Annotated in this window: 13 protein-coding genes and 2 pseudogenes; 8 read left to right on the forward strand and 7 right to left on the reverse strand. The window is 74.8% G+C overall.

The genetic code is table 11. The features are described 5' to 3' along the window. Nucleotides 1-49: 49 nt before the first annotated feature. Nucleotides 50-262 carry a hypothetical protein gene (locus ACQEVC_RS22170; RefSeq protein ID WP_346261758.1) on the reverse strand — a complete coding sequence of 71 codons (213 nt, stop codon included), beginning with the start codon at nucleotides 260-262 and terminating at the stop codon, nucleotides 50-52. 244 nt (nucleotides 263-506) lie between these two features. Between ACQEVC_RS22170 and ACQEVC_RS22175 the strand changes: the two genes are divergently transcribed. After that, the gene (locus tag ACQEVC_RS22175) at nucleotides 507-1,727 is read left to right on the forward strand and encodes an MFS transporter (protein WP_432880574.1); all 1,221 of its coding nucleotides are present in this window, start codon (nucleotides 507-509) and stop codon (nucleotides 1,725-1,727) included. 6 nt (nucleotides 1,728-1,733) lie between these two features. Here the strand turns inward: ACQEVC_RS22175 and ACQEVC_RS22180 are convergent, their stop codons facing one another. The 4 genes from ACQEVC_RS22180 to ACQEVC_RS22195 all read right to left on the reverse strand — a co-directional run bounded on the left by ACQEVC_RS22180 (nucleotide 1,734) and on the right by ACQEVC_RS22195 (nucleotide 4,192). Next, complete coding sequence (locus ACQEVC_RS22180) at nucleotides 1,734-1,994, reverse strand: hypothetical protein (RefSeq protein WP_318397275.1); 261 nt, start codon at nucleotides 1,992-1,994, stop codon at nucleotides 1,734-1,736. A 229-nt stretch (nucleotides 1,995-2,223) separates the two neighbouring features. Next, complete coding sequence (locus ACQEVC_RS22185) at nucleotides 2,224-2,685, reverse strand: SRPBCC family protein (RefSeq protein ID WP_432880577.1); 462 nt, start codon at nucleotides 2,683-2,685, stop codon at nucleotides 2,224-2,226. 61 nt (nucleotides 2,686-2,746) lie between these two features. Next, on the reverse strand, nucleotides 2,747-3,157 hold the full coding sequence (locus ACQEVC_RS22190; protein ID WP_432880579.1) for a DUF2795 domain-containing protein: 411 nt from the start codon (nucleotides 3,155-3,157) through the stop codon (nucleotides 2,747-2,749). Nucleotides 3,158-3,205: 48 nt separating this feature from the next. Beyond that, entirely contained in the window at nucleotides 3,206-4,192 is a 987-nt protein-coding gene (locus ACQEVC_RS22195) for a YihY/virulence factor BrkB family protein (RefSeq protein WP_432880582.1), read from the reverse strand. 177 nt (nucleotides 4,193-4,369) lie between these two features. On the opposite strand from ACQEVC_RS22195, the gene ACQEVC_RS22200 reads away from it, so the two are divergent. Beyond that, nucleotides 4,370-4,792 carry a ChaB family protein gene (locus ACQEVC_RS22200; RefSeq protein WP_318397279.1) on the forward strand — a complete coding sequence of 141 codons (423 nt, stop codon included), beginning with the start codon at nucleotides 4,370-4,372 and terminating at the stop codon, nucleotides 4,790-4,792. Nucleotides 4,793-4,937: 145 nt separating this feature from the next. Here ACQEVC_RS22200 and ACQEVC_RS22205 read toward each other — a convergent pair whose 3' ends face one another. Then, nucleotides 4,938-6,377 (reverse strand): aldehyde dehydrogenase family protein, encoded by a 1,440-nt coding sequence (locus ACQEVC_RS22205; RefSeq protein ID WP_432880584.1) that lies wholly within the window; start codon nucleotides 6,375-6,377, stop codon nucleotides 4,938-4,940. Between the two features lie 129 nt (nucleotides 6,378-6,506). Between ACQEVC_RS22205 and ACQEVC_RS22210 the strand changes: the two genes are divergently transcribed. Next, nucleotides 6,507-8,099 carry a phytoene desaturase family protein gene (locus tag ACQEVC_RS22210; RefSeq protein WP_432891625.1) on the forward strand — a complete coding sequence of 531 codons (1,593 nt, stop codon included), beginning with the start codon at nucleotides 6,507-6,509 and terminating at the stop codon, nucleotides 8,097-8,099. 773 nt (nucleotides 8,100-8,872) lie between these two features. On the opposite strand, the pseudogene ACQEVC_RS22215 reads toward ACQEVC_RS22210, so the two are convergent. After that, nucleotides 8,873-9,637 (reverse strand): annotated as a pseudogene (locus tag ACQEVC_RS22215) (polyprenol monophosphomannose synthase); the annotation flags it as partial. Nucleotides 9,638-9,916: 279 nt separating this feature from the next. On the opposite strand from ACQEVC_RS22215, the pseudogene ACQEVC_RS22220 reads away from it, so the two are divergent. The 5 genes and pseudogenes from ACQEVC_RS22220 to ACQEVC_RS22240 all read left to right on the forward strand — a co-directional run. Continuing rightward, nucleotides 9,917-11,659 (forward strand): annotated as a pseudogene (locus ACQEVC_RS22220) (HAD-IIIA family hydrolase); the annotation flags it as partial. A 92-nt stretch (nucleotides 11,660-11,751) separates the two neighbouring features. After that, nucleotides 11,752-12,729: a glycosyltransferase gene (locus tag ACQEVC_RS22225; protein ID WP_432880587.1), complete on the forward strand. Its 978-nt coding sequence runs from the start codon at nucleotides 11,752-11,754 to the stop codon at nucleotides 12,727-12,729. Next, nucleotides 12,714-13,934 carry a glycosyltransferase gene (locus tag ACQEVC_RS22230; RefSeq protein ID WP_432880590.1) on the forward strand — a complete coding sequence of 407 codons (1,221 nt, stop codon included), beginning with the start codon at nucleotides 12,714-12,716 and terminating at the stop codon, nucleotides 13,932-13,934. The genes ACQEVC_RS22225 and ACQEVC_RS22230 overlap by 16 nt, the downstream gene beginning before the upstream one ends. After that, on the forward strand, nucleotides 13,931-14,692 hold the full coding sequence (locus tag ACQEVC_RS22235) for a D-sedoheptulose-7-phosphate isomerase (RefSeq protein WP_432880593.1): 762 nt from the start codon (nucleotides 13,931-13,933) through the stop codon (nucleotides 14,690-14,692). Before ACQEVC_RS22230 ends, ACQEVC_RS22235 begins: the two co-directional genes overlap by 4 nt. Before the next feature lie 11 nt (nucleotides 14,693-14,703). Further along, nucleotides 14,704-16,341 carry a PfkB family carbohydrate kinase gene (locus ACQEVC_RS22240; RefSeq protein ID WP_432891627.1) on the forward strand — a complete coding sequence of 546 codons (1,638 nt, stop codon included), beginning with the start codon at nucleotides 14,704-14,706 and terminating at the stop codon, nucleotides 16,339-16,341. The last annotated feature ends 92 nt before the right edge of the window (nucleotides 16,342-16,433 follow it).

A 16,433-nucleotide genomic window follows, 5' to 3' on the forward strand; every position in this document is an offset into this window, starting at 1 on the left:
TCGCCTGTGCTGCGCTGCGCCCGCTCGAACGCCCCGGCGGGGCTGGTGGCTAGTCGACCGAGCCGGCGTCCACCGGACGGCGCCGCATGGCGTCGTCGGCCAGGATCACGGTGGCGACCATCAGCGAGACGCAGAGGCTGAACAACCAGGAGCCGTCGTCGACCAGGCGGGCGGAGACCGGGGCCTGCACCGCGGTGAGCAGGAAGGCGAGCCACGCGAAGCGACGCTGACGGACGGAGAGGAAACCAGGAGCCTGACGCATCCCGAAATTCTGCCCTGCCGGATGCCGGTCGCCGGTCCTCCGTTCGGACGAATTCGGGGCTGGTGTCCCCTTGATCCAGCTCTGCACGCTCCCGCCCGCCGTCGGCGGCCCGCCGTCGGTGGCGTTCCGACAGCCCGCACCGCCGGCTGGGACGCTCCAGCCAGGCCGACGGCAGCCTGCCCGTACTGCCCATGACGGTGGCCACGGTGGCCAGTCGCCCTGCCGTCCGGCATGATCGGCGGGCGTGTCCACTCCCTCCCGCCGCCGGACGGGTCTCGCCGTACTCGTCCTGGCCTATCTGGCCTTCATCAGCCTCGGCCTCCCCGACGGCCTGCTCGGGGTCGGCTGGCCGTCGATCAGCGCCGCGCTGACGGTGCCGACCGAGGCGGTCGGGCTGCTGCTCACCTCGGGCACGGTCGGCTATCTCGTCTCCAGCGTGGTGGCCGGGTTCAGCATCGCCCGGGTCGGCGTCGGCTGGCTGCTGGCCGGCAGCACCGCCCTGGCCAGCCTGGCGCTCGCCGGCTATGCCGGTGCACCCGAGTTGCCGATCATGATCGGCTGCGCGCTGCTGCTCGGCCTCGGCTCGGGCGCGATCGACGCGGGGCTGAACGCGTACGCCGCCGGTGCGTTCGGGCCGCGCCAGATGAACTGGCTGCACGCCTGCTTCGGGCTCGGCGTCGCCATCGGGCCGCTGGTGATGACCACCGTGCTCGGCGTCGGGCTCGGCTGGCGCTGGGGGTACGGCATCGTGGCCGCCGCCCAGGCCGGGCTGGCCCTGGCCTTCGTGCTCACCGTCCGGACCTGGGAGCGTCGCCGCCCCGCCGCCGACGCCGACGACCCGAACCGTGAGCCGGCGACCCCGGCCGGGCCGGTACGGATCGGTGCCACCCTGGTCCTGCCGGCGGTCTGGTTCGGCGCGCTGACCTTCGCGGTGTACGTGGCGATCGAGGTGGCCGCCGGACTCTGGGCCTTCCTGCTGCTCACCGAGGACCGCGGGATCAGCGCGACCGTCGCCGGCCTCTGCGTCTCGCTCTACTGGGGCAGCCTCTTCCTCGGCCGGGTGGTGCAGGGCTTCGTCGCCGAGCGGCTCGGCACCCGCACGGTGCTGCTCGGCAGCATGTACGCGATGGCGCTCGGCTCCGCCCTCGTCGCGGTGCCCGGACCGGGCTGGCTCGCGGTCTCCGGCCTCGCTGTCGTCGGGTTCGGCGCGGCGGCGGTCTTCCCGCTGCTCACCCTCACCACCGCCGAACGGGTGGGGCAGCAGCACGCGGACCGGACGATCGGGTTGCAGATCGGGGCGTCCGGGTTGGGCGGGGCGATCATCCCCGGTGCGCTCGGGGTGCTGATCGGGCGTACCTCGGTCGAGGTGCTGGGGCCGGCGCTGGTGCTGCTCTCGCTGGCCATGATCGGGCTCTACTGGGCGTCCAGCCGCCGGGCGGCCCGGCACCCCGTACCGGCCGGCTGACCGGGGTCAGTGCGGGCCGGTGCGCCCGGTGGTCGACGGCCGGTACCGGCGCTGCTCGTCGCTGCGCTGCGCGGCCTGCTCCTCGTCGTACGGCTGGTCGGGGTCGTCCGCCTCCGCGCCGTGGCCGAACGCCGACTCCGCGCCCGCGTCGTTGCCGGTCACGTCGTCGACCTGCCCGTCGGGCGTCGACGCGCCCATCGCCCCTTCCAGGTCGCGCAGCGGCAGCCGCTCCTCGTCGCGCCAGACGTGCCTGTCCCTGTCGGTCATGCCTGTCGCCCTACCCGGCCCGGCCGAGGGGCAAACACCGCCGACCCGGGCCGTACCCGGCGGTGCGGGACAATACGACGGTGGCCGCCGGGAGGGGCGTACCCCTGCCGGCGGCCACCGGGCGTCGTATCCGGACCGCGCCTACGGCTGCGGCCGGGCGACCGGGCGTCGTATCCGGACCGCGCCTACGGCTGCGGCCGGGCTGCCGCGCGTCGTATCCGGACCGCAGCTACGGCTGCGGACGGGCGACCGCACCGCGCCAGGCACCGGTCTCGGTGCCGCGCCGCTCGATGAACTCCTTGAACCTGTTCAGGTCACCGGCGACCCGCCGGTCCACCATGCCGAGCTTGTCGCCGGCCTTCTCGGTGATCCCCTGCGGCTCGAACTCCATCTGCGCGGTGACCCGGGTGTGGTTCTCGTCGATCCGGTGGAAGGTCACCACACCGGCCTGCCGGGTGCCGTCGGTCGAGGTCCAGGCCACCCGTTCGTCGGGTAGCTGCTCGGTGATCCTGGCGTCGAACTCCCGGTTGACCCCGCCGATCTCGACCTTCCAGTGCGTCATCGTGTCCGACATCTGCCGGACCTCCTCGACGCCCTCCATGAACTGCGGAAAGTCCTCGAACTGGGTCCACTGGTCGTACGCGGTCCGGATCGGCACCGCCACGTCGACGGACTTGGTCACGCCACTCATCTGGCATCCTCCTTGTCGGTCGGTCTGGGTTTGGCCCCTGTGCCGGTGAGTTCGGGAGCCGTCACCAGCGATGGGTCTCGTTCGCGTGTCCGAGCGCGGCCCACACCTCGGAAACGGTCTGGAACTGGGTGCCCGGGGGCAGCCGGTCCAGTTGGGCGAGGATCTCGTCCGGCGCCTCGTTCTGCTCCGCGCTGCGTCGGAGGCCCTCCCGGTCGCCGGGCAGGGCGGAGAGCGGGATGAACCGGCCCAGCCGGCTCCGCTGCTCGACCTCCTCCGAGGTCATCCCCTGCGGCGCACCGGCCCGGGTGTCGTTGCCGGGCGCCCTGGTCAGGCCGGGTTGGTCCTCCCCGGCCGGCTCGGGGTCGCGCCACTCCTCGGCGCGCCCGCCGACGGAGCCCTGCACCGTGCCCTGCACCTCCCGGTCCATCTGCTCGTCCAGGCGGGGGCCGTGCTTGCTGTTCCCACGTTCCATGTCTAATGCGCTACCCGAGGGGAATCGGGCTAAACGGCATCGGGGCTGTCACCGCCCCCCGTCCGCCGGTGATTTCGGCGGCAGAGCGGGCTCCACCGGCTCCTCGGCGCCGCCCTGGCGGGCCCGGCCGCGCTGTACCTCGGCGTTGATCTCTACGCCGAGCATCACCGCGCAGTTGGAGAGGTAGAGCCAGACCAGGAAGGCGATGACCGCCCCCAGGCTGCCGTAGGTGACGTCGTAGGAGTCGAACCGGGAGACGTAGAAGCCGAAGCCGGCCGAGACGACGGCCCAGGAGGCGAGGGCGACCGCCCCGCCGACGGTGAGCCAGCGGAACCGGGGCTGCCGGACGTTCGGGGCGATCCAGAACAGCAGCGAGAGCAGCAGCATCATGATGGCCACCAGCACCGGCCACTTCGCCACCGTCCAGGCGGTCCGGGGCGCGTTTCCGAGCCCCAGCCAGTCGCCGACCGCGTCGGTGACCGGACCGCTCACGATCAGCCCGGCGGCCACCACCGCGAGCAGCACCAGCGCGATCGCGGTCAGCCCGAGTTGCAGCGGACGCAGCAGGTAGAACGGCCGCCCCTCGGCGACCCCGTAGATGGCGTTGGAGGCCCGGGTGAACGCGCCGACGTAGCCCGAGGCCGACCAGAGCGCCGCCAGCACACCGAAACCGAGCAGTACCTTCGCTGACCCCTGGTTGTCGACCACGTCCTCCAGGACCTTCAGCACGGCGTCGTTGGCCACCACCGAGCCGGCGCCGACGTCCCTGGCGAGCCCGGCGATCGTGTCGATGGTCTGCTCCCCGTTGGAGACCAGGCCGACCAGCGCGACGATGACGATCGCGGACGGGAAGAGCGCCAGCACGCCGTAGTAGGTCAGCGCGGCGGCCCAGTCGGCGCAGTTGTCCGTCACGAAGTTCCGCACACTGCGGACCAGTACGCCCCGCCAGGTCGACCAGTGCAACTGGCGCAGATGCCCGGGGAGGGGGCGGTCCGGCCCGCGTACCGCCGGGACCGGTTCGGTGGTCGACGCCATGCTCGCCCCCTCGTCGGTGGGGCCAGCCGGGTACGCGGTCGCGTCGCGGCTGGGTTGCGCTGCCCGGTACCCAGGGCGGGAACTGGACAAACTCCCGGCCACGCGGCGGCGTGGTTTGCCGACGGTGGCTCGGGAAACCGAACGAGGAGACAGGAGACGATGCGAAGGAGGAAGATCATGCCCGGACGCGAGGTTCTGCCCAGTACCCTGCGACGCTCGCCGCAGAAGGCCCAGGAGACCTGGGCGAAGACCCACGACTCGGCGGTCGAGACGTACGGCGAGGGGCAGCGGTCGCACCGGACCGCGTTCGCTTCGCTCAAGCACTCTTTCGAGAAGGTCGGTGACCACTGGGAGCCGAAGGGGCGCAAGGGCCCGAGCGACGAGCAGGCGGCCGGCGGTGGACCGGCGCGGCGCGCACCGACCGCCGGTGGCGTGGACGCCAACGCCCCGAAGGAGCACCTGATGGACGTGGCGAAGCGGCTCGACATCAAGGGACGCTCCCGGATGACCAAGGCCGAACTGGTCGGTGCGATCCAGAAGGCGAACAACCGGAAGACCACCGCCTCCCGTGGGCGGGAGAAGGGCCGCAACCGCCGCTGACCCGCGCGGGTCAGCCGGTCGCGGGTGGGGTCAGCCGGTCACGCCGCGGGTCAGCCGGTCACGCCGCGGGTCAGCCGGTCACGCCGCGGGTCAGCCGGTCACGCCGCGGGTCAGCCGGTCACGGGTGGGGCGGTGCGCGCCGGACTCACCACCGGCCGCCCTCCCCACCCGGCCCCTCGATGTGCACCACCTTGGTGGCGGTCAGCTCGTCCAGCAGTTCCGGGCCGTACCCGAAGCCCTGGCCGCTGCCGCCCCGGGGCTCGGCGGCGCCGCCCGGTGCCCCGCCGAAGACGGCATTGATCTTCACGGTCCCGACCGGCAGCTCCCGCCAGGCCCGCTGTGCGTGGCTCATCGACCCGGTGAGCACCGTCGCCGCCAGCCCGTACGGCGAGTGCGAAGCCCTCGACAGCGCCTCGTCGAACGACTCCACCACCATCACCGGGGCGACCGGGCCGAACGTCTCCTCCCGCATCACCGCCATCTGGTCGGTGCACTCGGCGAGCACCGTCGGCGGGTAGAAGGAGCCGGGCCCGTCCGGGACGGTACCGCCGGACAGCAGGCCGGCACCGTCCGCCACCGCCGCCCGGACCTGCCCGTGCACGTGGTCGCGGTGTCGCCGGTCGACCAGCGGCCCGAGTTCGGTGAGCGGGTCGCGGCCCGGTCCCGACCGCAGCGCCTCGGCCCGCTCCACCAGGGCGGCCAGGAACCGGGTCGACACCGGCCGGAGCACGTAGATCCGCTCCACCGCGACGCAGAGCTGCCCGGCGTTGGCGAAGGCACCGGTCGCGGCCTGTTCGGCCGCCCAGAGCGGGTCGACGTCACCGTCGACGATCAGCGGGTCGCTGCCGCCGTTCTCCAGCAGGGCCTTGGCGCCGGACCGGGCGCAGGCGGCGGCGATCGACCGGCCGGTGGCGGTCGAACCGACGTGCGCCACCACGTCGACATCCTGCCCGGCCAGCGCGGCACCCACCGGGGCGTCGCCGGTCAGCAGCGACAGCACCCCGGACGGCAGGTGCTCGTCGAGTAGCCGGGCGAGCAGCCACCCGCTGGCCGTGCTCCGCTCGCTCGGCTTGTAGACGACGGTGTTCCCGGTGGCCAGGGCCGCGCCGAGCAGCCCGCAGGAGACCGCGACCGGGTCGTTCCACGGCGTGATGACGGCGACCACGCCGCGCGGCTGCGGCACCATCAGGTCGATCGCGTCGGCGTCGCCGCCGAGGGTGCGGCCGCCCCGGACGGGTGCGAGTTCGGCGTACTGGCGCAGCGTCGACACACCCGCCTGGACTCCGGCCCGGGCGGCGGTCAGCGGCCGGCCCATCTCGGCGGTCTCCGCCTCGGCGAGCCGGTCGGCGGACGCCTCGATCGCGTCGGCGACGAGGTGCAGCGCGACGGCCCGGTCGGCGGGTGCGGTCCGGGCCCACCGGGGGGCCGTCGCCCGGGCCGCCTTGACCGCCGCCTCGACCTCGGCCTCCGTGGCCACCGGCACCCGGCTGACCGGGGTACCGTCGGCCGGATCGACCACGGTCAACCATCCGGCGTCGCCGCTGCCGTCCCACACCCCGGCGATGAGTTGTTGCACCTGATACATGGAGCGCAGTTTGCCCCGGTCCGGGCGGTCCAAACTATCCCGGTCGACCCGTACCCCGGTGGCTGGTGGAACCGGCCGGTGGCGGCGGGGCGGCCGGACGGGCCGGGATAGGGTGCTCGGGTGACGGTGCTGGGGGACACCGCCGACGCGGTCGTCGTCGGAGCGGGGCACAACGGCCTGGTCGCCGCGAACCTGCTCGCGGACGCCGGGTGGGACGTGCTGGTGCTGGAGGCGACCGGCGAGCCGGGCGGGGCGGTCCGGTCGGCCGAGCTGACCGCCCCGGGCTACCTGAGCGACCTCTACAGCGCCTTCTATCCGCTCGGCTACGCCTCGCCGGTGCTGCGCCGGTTGCGGCTGGACGGCTACGGACTGTCCTGGCGGCACGCGCCGGACGTGCTGGCGCACCTGTTCCCGGACGACGGCGCCGTGCTGCTCAACCGCGACCCCGAGGTCACCGCCGGCTCCGTGGCGCGATTCGGCGCCGGGGACGGCGAGCGGTGGCTCGAGGCGTACGCGCAGTGGCGGCAGATCTCCGCGCCCCTGCTCGACGCGCTCTTCACCCCGTTCCCACCGCTGCGGGGCGGCCTGGCGCTCGCCCGCCGGCTGCGTACCGCCGGGATGCTGCGGCTGGCCCGCCGGCTGGTACTGCCCAGCGCCCGGCTCGGGGCGGAACTCTTCGCCGGCCCGGGCGGCCCGGCCCTGCTCACCGGCTGCGCCCTGCACACCGACCTCGCCCCGGACGATCCCGGTTCCGGGGTGTACGGCTGGCTGCTGGCCATGCTGGGGCAGCAGGTCGGCTGGCCGGTACCGGTCGGCGGGGCGCAGCGGATCACCGACGCGCTGCTGGCCCGGCTGCGGGACCGGGGCGGCCGGCTGCGCACCGGCACGGCGGTCGACCGGGTGCTGGTGGCCCGGAACCGGGCCGTCGGGGTGCGCTCGGCCGACGGTCTGCTGTGGCGGGCCCGGCGTGCGGTGCTGGCCGACGTGCCGGCGCCGGCGCTCTTCCTGGACCTGGTCGGCGCCGACCGGCTGCCGCCCCGGCTGGTGGACGACCTGGCGCACTTCCGGTGGGACGGCTCCACGGTCAAAGTGGACTGGGCGCTGACCGGGCCGGTGCCGTGGCGGGATCCGGCGGTGGCCGGTGCCGGCACCGTGCACCTCGGCGGCGACCTCACCGACCTGCGCCGGTACGCGGCCGCGCTGCACCGGGACGAGTTGCCGGCCGAGCCGTTCGTGCTGGCCGGGCAGATGACGGTGGCGGACCCGAGCCGCTCGCCGGCCGGTACCGAGTCACTGTGGGCCTACACCCACCTGCCGTTCCGGCGGGAGTGGCGGGCGGAGGAGGTCGGGGCGCACGTCGAGCGGATCGAGGCGGTGCTGGAGCGGGCCGCGCCCGGCTTCGGTCGGCTGGTCAGGGCACGGCACGTGGCCGGGCCGGCAGAGTTGGCGGCCGGGAATCCGAGCCTGGTCGGCGGCGCGGTGGGCGGCGGCACGTCCGCCGCGTACCAGCAGCTCTTCCTCCGCCCGGTGCCCGGGTTGGGCCGGGCGGACACCCCGGTCGACCGACTGTTCCTGGCCAGCGCGTCGGCGCATCCCGGCGGCGGGGTGCACGGCGGCCCCGGGGCGAACGCCGCCCGGGCGGCACTGGCCCGGGACCGCGCCGTGACCGGCCGGGCGTACGCCGCCGTGCTCGCCCGGGCGCAGCGCGCCGTCTACGCCTGACCCGCGCCGCTCACGCCTGATCCGCGCGTCCTGCGCTTGGCCGGCCTCGCCGGCGCCGGCACCTTGTCGACGCGGCCAGTCCCGTCCGACCCGGCAGCCTCGGCCGACTCCCTGACCTTCACCGACTCGGTGACCTTGACCGACTCGGTGGCCTCCACCGCCTCCGGGGCCTCTGCCGGCTCCGTAGCCTTCGCCGGCCTGGTGGTCTTCGCCGGCTTGGTGGCCTTCGCAGGCCTGGCCGCCTTCGCCGGCCTGGTGGCCTTAACCGGCTTCGTGACCGGTGTCGGTTCCGGGACCTCCGTTGGTGCCGGGGCTTCCGCCGGCTCGGTGGCTGCTGGCGATGCCGGGACCTTCGCCGCCTTCGTTGGCCTGGTGGCCTTGACCGGCTTGGTGACCGGTGTCGGTTCCGGGACCTCCGTTGGTGCCGGGGCTTCCGCCGGCTCGGTGGCTGCTGGCGATGCCGGGACCTTCGCCGCCTTCGTTGGCCTGGTGGCCTTGACCGGCTTGGTGACCGGTGTCGGTTCCGGGACCTCCGTTGGTGCCGGGGCTTCCGCCGGCTCGGTGGCTGCCGGCGATGCCGGAACCGTCGCCGGCTCCAGTGCCTTCGCCGGCTCCAGTGCCTTCGCCGGCTCCGGAACCTTCACCGGCTCCGGAGCCTCCACCGACTCCGGAGCCTCCACCGACTCCGGGACCTTCGCCGGCTCCGGAGCCTCCACCGACTCCGGGACCTCGGCCGACGCCGGGATCCCGTCCGTGCGGGGTGCCCGCGGCGCCCGGGTGATGTTGCGGTGCCGGCCGCGCAGCTTGAACGGCATCAGCGCGCTTTCGATCTTGGTCGCGGTGGTCATCTTCGAGTCGCCGTCCAGGCGCTCCTGGAACCGGATCGGCACCTCGAGGATGGTGTGGCCGAGCTTGGTGGCCAGGTAGTGCATCTCGACCTGGAAGCTGTATCCGTTCGACTGCACCCGGTGCAGGCCGATGTCGCGCAGCGCGTCCGCCCGCCAAATCTTGAAGCCGGCGGTGAGGTCCCGGATCCGCACCTGGAGCAGGGTGTGCACGTAGAAGTTGGCCCAGCCGCTGAGCGCGCGCCGGTAGAACGGCCACGCCTCGTCGAGCTGCCCGCCGGGGACGTACCGGGAGCCGATCACCACACCGGCCCGGGTGGAGAGCAGCGAACCGAGCATCCCGGGCAGCGCCTCCGGCGGGTGGGACAGGTCGGCGTCCATCTGCGCCACGTAATCCGCACCGGCCTCCAGGGCCCGGCTCATCCCGTCGACGTACGCCCGCCCGAGTCCTTCCTTGCCCGCCCGGTGCAGCACCTGGATCCGCTCCGGGTACTCGATCGCGAGCTTGTCCGCGACCTCGCCGGTGCCGTCCGGGGAGTTGTCGTCGGCGACGAGAATGTTCAGCCCGGGTAGCGGCAGCGCGAGCAGTCGCTCGACCAGCACAGGAAGGTTCCCAGCCTCGTTGTAGGTGGGGACGACGACGGTCAGGCGAGCGTCCCGCCACGGAGAGGGCAGCTGTACGGGTTCGATCATCGGGGCATCCTCGGTTGGCCGACAGCGGTCAGGGGCAAAGCCTAACTTGACGCAACGCGCGGGCCACCACACGGGCCGGAGGCGGCAAATCGGCCCGGACCTCGGTGAACACCATGGGGGCGGCCGGAAAAACCGGGCCGGCGGCCGGGTAACGGTTCGGGCTCTGGATAGCGGCGACCCGGCCGGGGTATGCGGACTGGCGACGACGACCGGGGCGGACCGCAGGCCCGACGGGTGACGTCGGACGGGTCCGGCGCGCCCGTCCGGCCGGCGGAATTGATGTTTACTTCTCCTGCGCCAGGGAACCCGCCGGCCGTGCGCAACGACCAGGTCGACCCGCATCAGTGCAGGTCAGGGGCACCGCACGGTGGCCCGGCCGGGGTGTGGGCCACAGCCGGTCTGTTCGACGTGGTGCTCTTCGACCGGGACGGCACGCTGGTGCACGACGTGCCGTACAACGGGGATCCGAGGCTGGTCCGACCGATGCCGGGCGCCCGGGAGGCGCTCGACCGGCTCCGCGCCGCAGGGCTGCGGTTGGGGGTGGTGACGAACCAGTCCGGGGTGGCCCGTGGCCGGTTCAGTTCCGCCGATCTGGCCCGGGTCAACGCCCGGGTCGACGAGCTTCTGGGCCCGTTCGACACCTGGCAGGTCTGCCCGCACGCCGAGCCGGCCCCGGACGAGCAGGGCTGCCGCTGCCGTAAGCCCGCGCCCGGCATGATCTGGGACGCGGCCCGCGCGCTCGGTACCGAGCCCACTCGCTGCGTACTCGTCGGCGACATCGGCGCCGACATGATCGCGGCCGGCGCGGCCGGGGCGGGCGCGGTACTGGTACCGACGCCGGCCACCCGACCGGACGAGGTCGCGGCGGCTCCGGCCGTCGCCGGTGACCTGCGGGGCGCGGTCGACCTGATCCTGCGCCGGCACCGGTCCACGCTGGGCAACCCGGCTGCCGGTGTCCCACCTCGACGCCCCCGCTGCGTTCTGGTGGCCCGGCCGGACTCGGCCGGGGACGTGCTGGTGACCGGCCCGGCGATCCGGGCCGTCGCGGCCGGAGCCGACCGGGTGGTGCTGCTCTGCGGGCCGCGTGGCCGGGCCGCCGCCGAACTGTTGCCCGGCGTCGACGAGCTGGTCGAGTGGCGGCTTCCCTGGATCGACCCGGAGCCCGGCCCGGTCGACCGGGCCGAGGTGGACCGGCTGACCGCCCGGCTCGCCGCCACCGGTGCCGAGGAGGCGGTGCTGTTCACCTCGTTCCACCAGTCCGCGCTGCCGCTCGCCCTGGTGCTGCGGATGGCCGGGGTGGACCGGATCTCGGCGATCAGCCCGGACTATCCGGGCTCGCTGCTCGACGTGCGGCACCGCGTCCCGCCGGGGATGCCCGAGGCCGAGCGGGCGCTGTCGCTGGCGGCGGCGGCCGGATTCGTACTGCCACCGGGGGACGAGCCGGTGCTGCGGCTGCGCGCCGAGGCGGGTACGGCGCCGGCCGACGGTGCGCTGCCCGACCCGGGGTACGTCGTGCTGCACCCCGGGTCGTCGGTGCAGGCCCGAGCCTGTCCGCCCGAACTCTGTGCCGAGATCGTCACGGCGCTGACCGGTGCCGGGCACCGGGTGGTGGTGACCGGCGGCCCAGGGGAGCGGACGCTGACCGCCCGGGTCGCCGGGCGTACCGGGATCGACCTGGGCGGGCAGACCTCGCTGACCGGGCTGGCCGCGATCATCGCCCGGGCGGGTTGCCTGGTCGTCGGCAACACCGGACCGGCGCACCTGGCCGCCGCGCTCGGCGTACCGGTGGTGAGCCTCTTCGCCCCGACCGTCCCGTTCGGACAGTGGGGGCCGTACCGGGTGCCGACCATACGGCTCGGTGCCGCCGTCGCCGACTGCCGGCACACCCGGGCCACCACCTGTCCGGTACCCGGTCACCCGTGCCTGTCCGGCATCGAGCCGCGCGAGGTGGTCGAGGCGGTCCGGCTGCTCGGCGCCCCGACGGCACCCCCGGCCGCCCCAGCCGGTCCGGCCAGATCCGGTCCGGCGCTCTCCGCTCCGGCACGCTTCGCTCCGGCACGCCCCGGTCTCGCGCCGTCCGGCACAGTGCGCTCCGCAGCCGAGGAGGTGCGGCCGTGAACATCCTGCTCTGGCACGTGCACGGCTCCTGGACCACCGCCTTCGTGCACGGCAAGCACCGCTATCTCGTCCCGGTCACCCCGGACCGCGGCCCGTACGGACTGGGCCGGGCCCGCACCTACCAGTGGCCGGACACGGTCGACGAGGTGACCCCGGAGGAACTGTCCAGCGCCGACGTCGACCTGGTGATCCTGCAACGGCCGGAGGAGATCGACCTGGTCGCGCAGTGGCTGGGCCGGCGGATCGGCCGGGACCTGCCGGCGATCTTCGTCGAGCACAACACCCCGAAGCAGGGGAACGTGCCGGACAGCCGGCACCCGCTGGCCGACCGGGACGACCTGCTGATCGCGCACGTCACGCACTTCAACGCGCTGTACTGGGACACCGGCAGCACCCGGACCACAGTTGTCGAGCACGGCATCGTGGCACCGACCGCGCACTACACCGGTGAACTCGACCGGCTCGCGGTGGTGGTCAACGAGCCGGTACGCCGCTGGCGGGTCACCGGCACCGACCTGCTGCCACTCTTCGCCGAGATCGCCCCGCTCGACGTCTTCGGCATGGGTGTGGCCGGGCTGCCGGACCGGCTGGGACTGCCGGCCGACCGGCTCGCCGTCTACGACGACCTGCCGCAGGGCCGGATGCAGGCGGAGATCGCCCGGCGGCGGGCGTACCTGCACCTGTGTCGGTGGACGTCGCTGGGGCTGAGCCTGATCGAGGCGATGACCATGGGCATGCCGGTGGTGGTGCTCGCCGCCACCGAGGCGGTCGAGGCGGTGCCGCCGGAGGCGGGTGTGCTCTCCACCCGGCTCGACACCCTGCTGGCGGCCACCCGACAGCTCGTCGAGGAGCCCGACACCGCCCGCCAGCTCGGGGGGCAGGCCCGCGAGGTCGCGCAGGCCCGGTACGGCCTGGACCGGTTCCTGACCGACTGGGACCGGTTGCTGGAGGAGGAACTATGCGCGTCGCGATGATCTCCGAGCACGCCAGCCCGCTCGCGGTACTCGGCGGTGAGGACGCCGGCGGCCAGAACACGCACGTCGCCGAACTCTCCGCCGCGCTCGCCGACGCCGGCCACGAGGTGCGGGTCTACACCCGGCGGGACACCCCGGACGCGCCCGAGGCGGTACGGCTGCGCGACGGGGTCGAGGTGGTGCACGTACCGGCGGGGCCGCCGCAGCCGATCGCCAAGGACGAGCTGCTGCCGTACATGAAGGACTTCAGCCGCTGGCTGGTGGCGCGCTGGCGCGGCGACGAGTGGGTGCCGGACGTCGCGCACGCGCACTTCTGGATGAGCGGGCTGGCCGGGATCGCCGCCGGCCGGCAGACCGGGATTCCGGTGGTGCAGACCTACCACGCGCTCGGCACGGTGAAGCGGCGGCACCAGGGCGCCGCCGACACCAGCCCGGCCCGCCGGGTCGGCTACGAGCGGGCGCTGGGCCGGGCGGTCGACCGGGTCATCGCGCAGAGCCAGGACGAGGTCCGTGAACTGGTCCGGATGGGCGTGCCACAGGCCCGGGTGACGGTGATCCCGTCCGGGGTCAACGACGAGACCTTCTCGCCCGACGGCCCGTCCGTGCCCCGGGTGCCCGGCCGGCCCCGGATCCTCACCGTCGGCCGGCTGGTGGAGCGGAAGGGCTACCAGGACGTGATCCGGGCGATGCCGATGGTTCCGGACGCCGAGTGCGTGGTGGTCGGCGGCCCGCCGGCCGGCGAGGTCGACGACGACCCCCAGGTCCGCCGGCTGCGGGCACTCGCCGAGGAGGTCGGGGTGGCCGATCGGGTACGCCTGATCGGCGCGGTGCCCCGCGAGGAGATGCCGTACTGGTACCGGTCGGCGGACGTGCTGGTCGCCGCCCCCTGGTACGAGCCGTTCGGGCTGACCCCGCTGGAGGCGATGGCCTGTGGCGTGCCGGTGGTCGGTACCGCCGTCGGCGGGCTCACCGACACGGTCGCGGACGGGCGCACCGGCGACCTGGTGCCGCCGCGCGATCCCGAGGCGCTCGGCACCGCCCTGCGGGACCTGCTCGCCGACCGGGTACGCCGGTTCGGCTACGCCGCCGCCGCGCTGGACCGGGCCCGCCGCTGGTACTCCTGGACGCGTACCGCCGACCAGATCGCCGCCGTCTACACCGCGGTCAGCGAGGTGCGCCGGCCGAGCGGGGTGGTCGCCGGATGACCGCGTCGATGGAGGTGCTGGACAGCCACCTGGCCGGGCTCGCCTCCGCGCTGCTCCCGTACCGGACCGAGGCCGCCCGGCTGGCCCGCTGGGGTGACGAACTGGCCCGGCTGCTCGCCGGCGGCGGCCGGGTCCTGGTCGCCGGCAACGGCGGCAGCGCGGCCGAGGCGCAGCACCTCGCCGCCGAGCTGGTCGGCAAGCTGCGCGACGACCGGGCCCCGCTGTCGGCGATCGCGCTCTGCGCCGAGACCTCCTCGCTGACCGCGATCGGCAACGACTACGGCTTCGACGAGGTCTTCGCCCGGCAGGTACGCGCGCACGGCCGCCCCGACGACGTCCTGCTGCTGCTCTCCACCAGCGGGCGCAGCGCCAACCTGGTCCGGGCGGCCCGGGCCGGTCGGGAACTGGGGATGCGCTGCTGGGCGCTGACCGGCCCGACCCCGAACCCGCTCGCCGACGCCTGCACCGAGGTGCTCGCCGTGCCCTGCCCGGACAGCCAGGTGGTGCAGGAACTCCACCTGGTCTCGGCGCACGTGCTCTGCGGCTACGTCGACGCGTACCTGCCGGTGCCGTTCGGCCCGGCCAGCCACGCCGGCCCGGTCCCGGCGGTGGCCCGGGCGGCCGTCTCGCCCGGTGGCAGCCCCGATCCGGTACGCCCGGCCGGCGCCGGCCCGGTACGCCCGTCCGGGGTCGAGGACGAGTTGGTGCTGCGGGTGCCGGGGACGCTCCGGCCGGCCGGGCCCGAGGAGGTGCCGTGACCGGGACGATCGTGGTTGTCGGCGACACGCTGCTCGACCGGGACGTGGAGGGCGTGGTCAACCGGCTCTGCCCGGACTCGCCGGTGCCGGTGCTGGACGAGAACAACAGCGTCGACCGGCCGGGCGGTGCCGGGCTGGCCGCGCTCTTCGCCGCCGGACGCGGCTACGAGGTCGCCCTGGTCACCGCGCTCGCCGACGACGAGGGGGCGGCCCGGCTGAGCCACCTGCTCACCGCCGCCGGGGTGCAGGTCTACGGGCTGCCGCTGCCCGGAGCCACCCCGGAGAAGATCCGGCTGCGTACCCGGGGCCGGGTGCTGCTCCGGCACGACCGGGGCGGGCCGGCCGGGCCACCCGGAGAGCCGAGCGAGGCCGTACTCGACCTGCTGGCCGGGGCGGCCGGGATCCTGGTCAGCGACTACGGCCGGGGCGTGGCCCGGCTGCCGGCCCTGCGTACCGCGCTGGCCGGCACCGCCGCGCCGATCGTCTGGGATCCGCACCCACGCGGCCCGACGGCGGTGCCCGGCGTACGGCTGGCCACCCCGAACGAGGTGGAGGCCCGGGAACTCGCCGGGGTGGCGACCGGCGGCTCCCGGCTGGTCAGCGCGGCGCGGTGTGCCCAGGCGCTGCGCCAGCGCTGGCGGGTCGGTGCGGTGGTGGTGACGATGGGCGGCGAGGGCGCGCTGCTCTGCCACGCCGGGTCGACGCCGCTGGCGGTGCCGTCGCCGACCTGCGCCGACGGCGATACCTGCGGTGCCGGTGACCGGTTCGCCGCCACCGCCACCGTGGCGCTGGCCGACGGGGCGCTGGTCTCCGAGGCGGTGCAGCACGCTGTCGCCGAGGCGTCCGGGTACGTGGCGGCCGGCGGGGTGGCCAGTGCCGTACCGGCGACTCCGGCCCGGGGCGCGATGGTGCGTACCGGAGCGCGGCCGGCTTCCGGCGGGCCCGGCCCGACTCCTGACGGCGCCCGGGCGGTCACGACCGCCGGTGCGGGGACGGCTGCCGGTGTCGCAGCCCGGGCCGCTGAGGTGGGAGGCGGCGCTGAGGTGGGAGGCGGCGCTGAGGTGGGACGCGGCGCTGAGGTGGCGCGGAGCCGTCCCGGGGTCGCCTCCCGCACGGATACCGTGCCGATCACGGCGGTGGACTGGAGCGACCGGATCGGCCCCCGGGCCGCCGGTGAGGTGGTCGCCCGGGTCCGGGCCGCCGGCGGCACCGTGGTGGCCACCGGCGGCTGCTTCGACCTGCTGCACGCCGGGCACGTGGCCACCCTGGAGGCGGCCCGGCAGCTCGGCGACTGCCTGGTGGTCTGCGTCAACTCCGACGACAGCGTGGCCGGGCTCAAGGGTCCGGACCGGCCGCTGGTCCGGCACGCCGACCGGGCCCGGCTGCTGGCCGCGCTCGGCTGCGTGGACGCGGTGGTGGTCTTCGACGAGTCGACCCCGCACGCGGCGCTGGCCTGGCTGCGGCCGGACATCTGGGTCAAGGGCGGCGACTACGGCACCGGTGCCGACGGGCCGGACCTGCCGGAGGCCGAGATCATGCACCGCTGGGGCGGCCACACCGTCGTGGTGCCCTATCTGGACGGGCGCTCCACCACCGGGATGATCGCCGCCGCCCGGGCCGGCCGCCGACCGGTGGGACGGGCCCGGTGAGCGGCGGACTCGACGGGGCCGGCGGCGCGCTGTCCGGCCGGCCCGGTGACGTCTCGTCGGCCACCGGTGCCGCCGCCGCTGCCGGTGCCCTC

The sequence above is a fragment of the Plantactinospora sp. CA-294935 genome, assembly GCF_050936445.1.
In the GTDB taxonomy this organism is placed as follows: Bacteria; Actinomycetota; Actinomycetes; order Mycobacteriales; family Micromonosporaceae; genus Plantactinospora.